Source organism: Microbacterium sp. AR7-10, assembly GCF_001878835.1.
GTDB classification, from domain to species: domain Bacteria; phylum Actinomycetota; class Actinomycetes; order Actinomycetales; family Microbacteriaceae; genus Microbacterium; species Microbacterium commune.
Map to the genome: position 1 here is coordinate 1 of NZ_MJIR01000120.1, position 7,777 is coordinate 7,777.

At 70.0% G+C, this 7,777-nt stretch carries 10 protein-coding genes and 1 pseudogene; 7 read left to right on the forward strand and 4 right to left on the reverse strand.

Annotated elements, in window-relative coordinates; translation table 11 throughout:
• Positions 1–153 precede the first annotated feature (153 nt).
• On the reverse strand, positions 154–381 hold the full coding sequence (locus BFN01_RS14815; RefSeq protein WP_143187273.1) for a hypothetical protein: 228 nt from the start codon (positions 379–381) through the stop codon (positions 154–156).
• A gap of 76 nt (positions 382–457) precedes the next feature.
• Positions 458–1,081: a cytochrome c oxidase assembly protein gene (locus BFN01_RS16045; protein WP_083428857.1), complete on the reverse strand. Its 624-nt coding sequence runs from the start codon at positions 1,079–1,081 to the stop codon at positions 458–460.
• A 150-nt stretch (positions 1,082–1,231) separates the two neighbouring features.
• Between BFN01_RS16045 and BFN01_RS14825 the strand changes: the two genes are divergently transcribed.
• Genes BFN01_RS14825 through BFN01_RS14835 form a run of 3 tightly spaced genes read left to right on the forward strand, consistent with a single transcriptional unit; the run spans position 1,232 to position 3,409 of the window.
• On the forward strand, positions 1,232–1,633 hold the full coding sequence (locus BFN01_RS14825; RefSeq protein WP_071645088.1) for a DUF302 domain-containing protein: 402 nt from the start codon (positions 1,232–1,234) through the stop codon (positions 1,631–1,633).
• Positions 1,634–1,682: 49 nt separating this feature from the next.
• Entirely contained in the window at positions 1,683–1,949 is a 267-nt protein-coding gene (locus BFN01_RS14830) for an SHOCT domain-containing protein (protein WP_071645089.1), read from the forward strand.
• A complete protein-coding gene (locus BFN01_RS14835; protein WP_071645090.1) occupies positions 1,949–3,409 on the forward strand; it encodes a multicopper oxidase family protein in 1,461 nt (486 codons plus the stop codon). Before BFN01_RS14830 ends, BFN01_RS14835 begins: the two co-directional genes overlap by 1 nt.
• 243 nt (positions 3,410–3,652) lie before the next feature.
• Here the strand turns inward: BFN01_RS14835 and BFN01_RS14840 are convergent, their stop codons facing one another.
• Entirely contained in the window at positions 3,653–4,483 is an 831-nt protein-coding gene (locus BFN01_RS14840) for a phosphatase PAP2 family protein (protein WP_071645091.1), read from the reverse strand.
• A gap of 197 nt (positions 4,484–4,680) precedes the next feature.
• Between BFN01_RS14840 and BFN01_RS15670 the strand changes: the two genes are divergently transcribed.
• From BFN01_RS15670 to BFN01_RS14855, 4 genes and pseudogenes are all read left to right on the forward strand, one after another.
• A partial coding sequence (locus tag BFN01_RS15670; RefSeq protein WP_218161832.1) for a hypothetical protein occupies positions 4,681–4,970 on the forward strand: 290 nt, incomplete at its 3' end.
• A gap of 2 nt (positions 4,971–4,972) precedes the next feature.
• Positions 4,973–5,200, forward strand: a pseudogene (locus tag BFN01_RS16050) (PepSY domain-containing protein); the annotation flags it as partial.
• A gap of 78 nt (positions 5,201–5,278) precedes the next feature.
• Positions 5,279–5,911 (forward strand): VTT domain-containing protein, encoded by a 633-nt coding sequence (locus tag BFN01_RS14850; RefSeq protein WP_071645093.1) that lies wholly within the window; start codon positions 5,279–5,281, stop codon positions 5,909–5,911.
• A gap of 40 nt (positions 5,912–5,951) precedes the next feature.
• Positions 5,952–6,626: a response regulator transcription factor gene (locus BFN01_RS14855; RefSeq protein WP_071645095.1), complete on the forward strand. Its 675-nt coding sequence runs from the start codon at positions 5,952–5,954 to the stop codon at positions 6,624–6,626.
• A gap of 40 nt (positions 6,627–6,666) precedes the next feature.
• Here the strand turns inward: BFN01_RS14855 and BFN01_RS14860 are convergent.
• The coding region (locus BFN01_RS14860) for a cell wall metabolism sensor histidine kinase WalK (RefSeq protein ID WP_143187275.1) at positions 6,667–7,777 on the reverse strand (1,111 nt) is incomplete at its 5' end.

Sequence of the window (7,777 nt, forward strand, 5' to 3'; positions counted from 1 at the left end):
TACTGACCCACGCACCTAGTCGTCGAGGACGTGTCGTGGGCCGTCGGTTCCGATGACGAGGGCTCCGGCGCAGTGCGCCGAGACGCACTCGCGCCAACGCCGCGGCGAGCTCGCGTGCAGATCGGCCCGCCAGCGCGGCCGAGCAGGATCAGTTCATCGGCCACGATCCGATGCCGTCACCGCATCCGCTCCGGCTGGCGGTGCGGATGCTGCGCGGTGTCCGCGGCGCGCCAGCGCGATCGTCCAGGCGACGCCGGCGAGGAGCAGTAGCCCGCCGGCGGCATTCCACGCGACGTCATACGGCAGCAGCTCCCCCGCCTCGGCTCGCGCGGCGCGCGGCATGCAATGGGGGACGGCATCGACATGCGCCCAGGGTTGCACGGGTACGGATCCTGGCTATCGGCGGACGCTCAGATCCCCATGGCGCCCGAGGCATTCTGCGCTCGTCCGGACGTCCTTAACACTCCCGGCTCCGACACCACGTCCAAGACGCTCCACCGCGAATCGGAGAGCGATGGCGCGGCATGCGCCGGTACGACGCGGTCTCTTTGAAGCGACTCGATCGCCGGTCCGGGCCGCGGCGTCCTGCCGCTCCGGTGACGGCTCCCTCCGCCGGGGAGCTCAGCGCACTTGGCTTACCGCCACGCCGCCGGGCCGCCGGCGGGACGCATGACGTCCGGCTTCTCGGTACCAGCGCGCGCAGAAGAGCGCCACGATCGCGGCCTCGATCAGCTGCCCGCGTAGTACGTGAGCTGCGCGCCGGCTGCACGTCACCGACGGCATACAGGTCGGGAGGAGTGGCGAAGAGCGTCTTGGCGAGGATGCTGTGCGACGCCATCGTGGCGAGGGGTGCGACTGCGGTGATGAGGTGAGGCGCTCGATGCGGTGTCGAGTCGAGGCCGATGGCCGCGGTCGTCAGGAGGTAGCCCGCGAGGAGCAGGTGGGCGTGGACCGCCACGTGCACCAGCGAACCGGACTGCATCCAGCCGACCAGGGGTGTCGAATAGATCTGCCACAGTCCGCCGGCATTGAGACACGCTGCGGTGACGGCTCGCGTGTCGCCTCTCGCCTGGATGGACAGACGCGGGTCGGCGGGCGCCGCCCTCGCTCATCCACTCTTGTTCTCGAATACTCCTGGGGGTATAGTTGGATGCATCAGCGGGGACCGCGGATCGTGCCGGCACAAGCCTTCGGCCGACTCCCGCCCGCCCCGAGTCGCTTGGAGCAAGTCATGAGCTACGGCATCACCACGACAGTCGCCCTCCCCTTCGACGAAACGGTCACCGCGATCCGCGCGGCGCTCGCCACGCAGGGATTCGGCGTGCTGACCGAGATCGACATGGCGGCGACGCTCAAGGCGAAGCTCGATGTCGACATGCCCCCGCAGGTGATCCTGGGCGCGTGCAATCCTCCGCTCGCGCTCCGCGCGCTCCAGGCGGAGGAGTCCATCGGACTGCTACTCCCCTGCAACGTCACGGTGCGCGACGCCGGCGACGGTACGTCGGTCGTCGAGGCGCTCGACCCGAAGGTCATGGTCGGCGTCACCGGGAACGAGGCGCTGCGAGCGGTCGCAGACGAAGCGGCGGACCGCCTGGGCGCAGCGCTGGCCGAAGTCGGCAGCGGCGACGAGTGACGGCGCGACTGCGCCTTAAGCACGAGAACGGGGAGGTCGAAGCATGTTGATGGGCAACTGGAGCGGCATGGGCAACTGGGGCGGCATGGGCCCCGGAATGGGGTGGGTGTTCCTGCTCTTGATGATCGCGGGCATCGCGGCGCTCGTCGTCCTGACGGTGCGGCTCGCGACCGGCGGTCTGAACCGCGGAGGCCACCGGCCACCGGAGCCGCGAGGCGGATCGGCGCGCGCCATTCTCGACGAGCGCTACGCGCGTGGCGAGATCGACCACGCTGAGTACGACGAGCGAGTCGCACGCCTGCGCGACGCTCCTTGATGGAGCCGATCACCCGCCGCCAGGCTCTGCTGCTGGGCGCCTGCGGCGCCGCGGGCGTGGTACTCGGTGGGCTCGGGCTCAGCAGCACGGGTCTGCCCTGGACCTCGCCCGATGCAACGCCCTCCGGGCCGCTGGCCGAGCCGAGCTCGCTGCGAAGCCGCGGGGGCGTGCTCCGCACCGAGCTGGTCGCCGCGGAGCACGAGAACGAGATAGCCGGCCGCAGGGCGCTCGTGCTCGGCTACAACGGCAGCGTCCCGGCCTCGACGTGGCGCGTGCGCCCGGGCGACCGCATCGAGGTCCGCCTCGAGAACCGTCTTCGCGAGCCGACCAATCTCCACACGCATGGGCTCCACGTCTCCCCGACAGGGAACGGAGACAATCCCCTCATCAGCCTCGCACCCGGCGAGGTGTTCGACTACCGCTTCGACCTTCCTCCCGACCACCCCAGCGGCGTGTTCTGGTATCACCCCCACCACCACGGCAACGTCGCCGATCAGATCTTCGGCGGCCTCTTCGGTGCCATCGTGGTCGAAGGCGACGCGCTCCCGGTCGCCCGCGAGCGGGTGCTCGTGATCTCGGACATCTCGTTCGCCGGCGGAGCCGTCGCTGCCGCTTCGGAGGCAGATCGCATGATGGGCCGGGAGGGCGACTTCCTGATGGTCAACGGTCAACTGCTGCCCGAGATCGTCGCGCGGCCGCGGGAGCGGGAGCGCTGGCGGATCGTCAATGCCTGCACGGCGCGCTACCTCCGACTCGCGCTGCCTGGTCAGCGGCTGGAGCTCCTGGGCATCGACTCCGGGCACGAACCGCGGCCCCGCGCCGTCGATGAGGTCCTGCTGGCTCCCGGCAACAGGGCGGATCTCCTGGTGACGATGCAGGCCGGAAGTGCCCAGCTGCGCACACTCGGCTACGACCGGGGCGCCGCCATGATGGGCGGGATGATGGCCGGCGGGGGCAGCTCCTCCGGCCCGGCGCTGCTCGCCTTCGTCGAAGTTCGCGGGCCCGACGCCGCGGTGCTGCCCGCCGTGCCCCCGCGCGCGCCCGACGCCGACCTGCGCTCCCGCACTCCCGACGCGCTGCGCGAGATCTCCTTCACCATGACCATGGGGATGGGCATGCCGCAGCAGGGCGGGATGATGGCCCTGGGTTTCGACGGGCGCGCATTCGACGCGGGGCGCATCGATCAGCGCGTCGGCGCGGAGACCGTGGAGGAGTGGACGATCCGCAACCCCACGCCGATGGATCATCCGTTCCACCTGCACGTCTGGCCGATGCAGCTGATCCAGGTGAACGGATCGGCGATCGACGGCACCCAGTGGCGGGACGTCGTGAACGTCCCGGCTCAGGGCTCGGTCGTGGTGCGCATCGACTTCGCACGGTTCACGGGCCTCACGGTCTACCACTGCCACATCCTCGATCACGAGGACCTAGGGATGATGGGAACGGTCAAGGCTGCATGAGCGGCGGCCAGCTGCTGGACACCGAGGTTCGCTACCTCACCGAAGACGACGAGTCGATCGATAGCCGGAGCGTTCGACCAGTTCAAGTCCGGTGGGCGACGGACCTAATTTCGTCCCCACCCTCCAATCAGTCACTCGGGCGCGCAATCCGCGCCTTCTTCGTTACCCGACGACGGACGCGGGCACTTCAGCACACATCCCCTGCAAGCTGACGCCCGAGCAGGCCGAACGGGTGCGCGAGCGCTACGTCGCAAGGGCTGTCTGCTGTCGATGCCGCGCGGTGAGATAGAGCCGGTGCGCGGTGATGACGACCGCGAGCCAGCCCACTCCCAACATCCATGCGACGAGCACGTCGGTGAACCAGTGGTGGCCGAGGTAGATGCGGCTGATGCCGATGCTGACGGCGAACACCACGGCCACGGCGATGGTCGCGACCTGGACGACACGGCTCGACTGCCGCAGGGGCAGCATGTAGGCGATCGCGCCCGCAATCGCTGTGGCGTTGAGCGTGTGCCCACTTGGGAACGAGGGCGAATGCTCGAACGGTGGCACGGCGTCGTTGAACCCCGGCCGCACCCGCGCGACGAGTCCCTTGCCGACGACCGTCATCAGCAGCGATCCCACGCCCGCGGCCCCGATGATCAGAACCGGCGCCCAGTTGCGGCGACGCAGCGTCAGCACGACGATGGCGAGCACGGCGATGATCGGCATCACGATCACGCCGCCGATGTTCGTGTACCACGTCACCGCCGTATCGAGCCACGGCGACCTAACCGTCACGAACGCCGCGAGCACCGGACGGTCCAAGCCTGCGACGCCGTCGGATTCTGTCACCGCGTCGTAGACCCAGGCCGCCGCGAGCGTCGCGAGCGCTGCGACCACCGCGCCGACCGCCAGGATGAGGACGAGAGCCGCGTGAGGCCCGAGCAGCTCGCTCAGGCGGTGGACCATCAAAGCGCCGACCCGGCCGGCGCGCGACGGCCAACGGGTCAGATCCTTCGTGCCCAGGTGGCGCTCGACCTCGACTTCCGCGTCGGGACCCGTCTGCTTCGGGTCCTCGCGATCCCGCTGCATCGATGCTCCTGTCCGCCGGCCTGGAGCGATCCTGGCACGGCGTTCCCGATCGAGCACGCCTGCGGCGCTCGCACCTGAGAGCGCTCTCAGGTGGTCTCAGAGTCGCCACAGTGCCGGACCGGGAGTCTCATCACATCGACTCGATCACCGGGTCGGCCCGGACCGGCAAGGGTTCGGAAACCGAACAGGAGCACACCATGAAGAACCTCAAGAAGAAGGCAGCCGTGACCGGCATCATCGCCACGACGCTCGCCTTCGGTGGAGCCGGCCTCGCCATGGCGGCGAACCCCGACAGCACGCAGCCGTCGTCCTCGGCGACCGACGAGCAGGAACCGTCGTACACGGGCACCGTGCAGGCGCCGCAGGACGCGACCTCCCCCGACGGCACCGACACGGAGCTGTCCGAGGCCGACGAGGCCGCGAGCCTGCAGAGCCTCGCCACGGTCACGCCCGAGGAGGCGACGGCAGCAGCGCTCGCAGCGGTGCCNNGGCACCGCCGGCGACGCGACGCTCGAGGACGAGAACGGCTACGTCGTCTACGAGGTCCAGGTGACCGCGGCCGACGGCTCCGTGATCGAGGTCAAGGTCGACGCCGGCGACGCGAGCGTGCTCGCGCAGGAGGCTGACGAGCCCGAGTGCACCGACGAGGCCACCGAGAACGGCACCGAGCAGCAGGACGAGACGGGCGAGAACGGCGCCGAAGACCCCAACACCTGACCCCCGCCGGCGGAGCAACGCGCTCCGTCGGCGCTGTCGCACGCTCAGCGTCAGTCCGATGAATCAGGAGAATCACACGTGCCCGACGTCTTCCTCGCAGGCCTGCTCGACCCGGTCTCGCTCCTCACCGGAGCAGGGCCGTGGGTGCTGCTCGCCCTCGCCGCCATCATCTTCGTCGAGACGGGACTGCTGTTCCCCTTCCTGCCGGGCGACAGCCTGCTGTTCGCCGCCGGACTGCTGAGCCCGCAGCTCGGCCTTCCCATCCCGCTCGTGCTGGTCGTCGCGGCGGCCGCAGCCATTGCCGGCGATCAGATCGGCTACCTGCTGGGTCGGCGCTACGGTCGGCGGCTGTTCTCGCCTGACGCGAGGATCCTCAAGTCCTCATATCTCGAGCAGGCGGACGCGTTCTTCCTCAAGCACGGCGCGAGAGCGCTCGTGCTGGCTCGCTTCGTGCCGATCGCGCGCACCTTCGTTCCACCGGTCGTGGGAATGTCCCGCCTGCCGTACCGCACCTTCGTCCTCTGGAACGTGCTCGGGGCGGTCGCGTGGGTCGCGATCGCCGTGCTCGCCGCGCGGTGGCTCGGCGGCGTGCCGCGGGTCGCGCACAACGTCGACGCCATCGCCCTTGCGGTCGTCGCGATCTCTGTCGTCCCGCTGGTGATCGAGGTGGTGCGCGCTCGCCGAGCGGCACGCCTGCGCGACGCGGACTGAACGACCACGGGAGTGGAGCGCGGCAGTCACAATGGAACGCATGCGGGTGCTGCTTGTGGAGGACGAACGACGGCTGGCCGAGGCGGTCCGACACGGGCTGATCGCCGAGGCGTTCAGCGTCGACTGGGCCGACAACGGCATCGACGGACTGTGGAAGGCCAAGGAGCAGCAGTACGACGTCGTGGTGCTGGACATCATGCTGCCGGGCCTCAACGGCTACAAGGTGTGCGAGGGCATGCGCGCAGCCGGCATCTGGACGCCCGTGCTGATGCTGACGGCGAAGGACGGAGAATACGACCAGGCGGATGCCTTCGACCTGGGTGCCGACGACTGCCTGATCAAGCCGTGCTCGTTCATCGTGCTCGTCGCGAGGCTGCGAGCGCTCGTGCGCCGCGGCGCGCCGGAGCGGCCGGTCGCGCTCAGCGTGGGCGACCTTTCGCTGGATCCGGTGCGCCACCGCGTCGAGCGCGGCGGGACGGAGATCGCGCTCACGCCGCGGGAGTTCGGGCTGCTCGAGTTCTTGATGCGGCACCCCGGCGAGGTCGCCACGAAGACGCAGATCGTGGAGGCGGTCTGGGACGCGGCCTACGAGGGCGACCACAACGTGGTGGAGGTCTACATCGGCTACCTGAGGAAGAAGATTGACCAGCCGTTCGGACGCACATCGATCAGGACGGTGCGCGGTGTCGGCTATCGACTCATAGCTCGGGACTGACCTCTCGAGTCCGGGTCCGTCCGCGTCGTCACGCCCGGCGTCACGCCTCGCACTGCCGCGGCAGCGTGACGCGCAGCGCAGCTCCGGTGCCGCTGTCGACGACCTCGACCTTGCCGCCGTGAGCGAGCACGATCTCCTTGACGATCGCGAGGCCGAGTCCGGTGCCGCCCTCGTCGCGGGCCCTGCTCTCGTCCAGCCGCACGAAGCGGTCGAACACGCGCTCCCGGTCGGCGGCGGGGATGCCCGGCCCGTCGTCGCGCACTTCGATGACGGCAATGCCGTCCTCGGCTCGCACACTCAGCGCCACCACCTCGCGCGCGTGCCGCACGGCATTGTCGACGAGGTTCCGGACGGCCTGGGCCAGCTGAGGCGACGACCCAGAGACGCGCACCGCCTCGATCCTCGCCTCGACCGTCAAGGCGGTGGTGGAGCGGATGCGGTCGCGCTCGGCCGCGAGCAGATCGTCGAGGTCGACGTCATGCTGCTCTCGGGCGAGCCCCCGCTCGTCAGCTCGGGCGAGCAGCAGCAGCCCGTTCACGAGCCGCTCCATCCGTGTCGCCTCCTCGACGAAAGCCTCCGCGGCGGTCCCAGAGAGCGCCCCGTCGGGATGGGCGACGACCGTCTCCCCCATCGCCTTGATCGTGGCGATCGGGCTGCGCAGCTCGTGGCTGGCGTCGGCGACGAACCGCCGCTGCGAGAGCTGAGCCGCCTCCAGCCGCCCCAGCATCCCATTCATCGTCACGGCCAGCCGGCCGATCTCGTCCTGCGCCGCGGGGACGGGCACGCGCTCGGTCAACTGCCGTCCGCCGATCGCGGCCACCTTCGCACGGATGGCCTCCACCGGCTGCAGCGAGCGACCAACGAGCCAGTACGTCGAGACAGCGACGACGAGCACAAGGATGGGGTAGCCGATCGCCAGCAGCGGCAGCACTGCGGCCGTGCTCTCGTCCACCGACTCGAGCGACTGCGCGACGAGGACGGTGTACGTCCCGGTCGGCGTCCCGATGGCGGCGCGCGCGACTCGGTACGCCTCTTCCTCCTCCACCGGCAGCGTCGCATCGTCCCAGACGATCCCGTCGGCGGGGTCGAGGGGCTGGCCGAGCGCAGGCTCACCTCCCAGGTCGGCCGACTGGCTCGCCACGTCGCCGTCG

Bases quoted from the DNA above. Each gene is read 5' to 3' on its own strand.
- BFN01_RS14840 (WP_071645091.1), bottom strand. From the start codon at position 4,483: ATGCAGCGGGATCGCGAGGACCCGAAGCAGACGGGTCCCGACGCGGAA.
- BFN01_RS14855 (WP_071645095.1), top strand. From the start codon at position 5,952: ATGCGGGTGCTGCTTGTGGAGGACGAACGACGGCTGGCCGAGGCGGTC.
- BFN01_RS14835 (WP_071645090.1), top strand. From the start codon at position 1,949: ATGGAGCCGATCACCCGCCGCCAGGCTCTGCTGCTGGGCGCCTGCGGC.
- BFN01_RS14830 (WP_071645089.1), top strand. From the start codon at position 1,683: ATGGGCAACTGGAGCGGCATGGGCAACTGGGGCGGCATGGGCCCCGGA.
- BFN01_RS14825 (WP_071645088.1), top strand. From the start codon at position 1,232: ATGAGCTACGGCATCACCACGACAGTCGCCCTCCCCTTCGACGAAACG.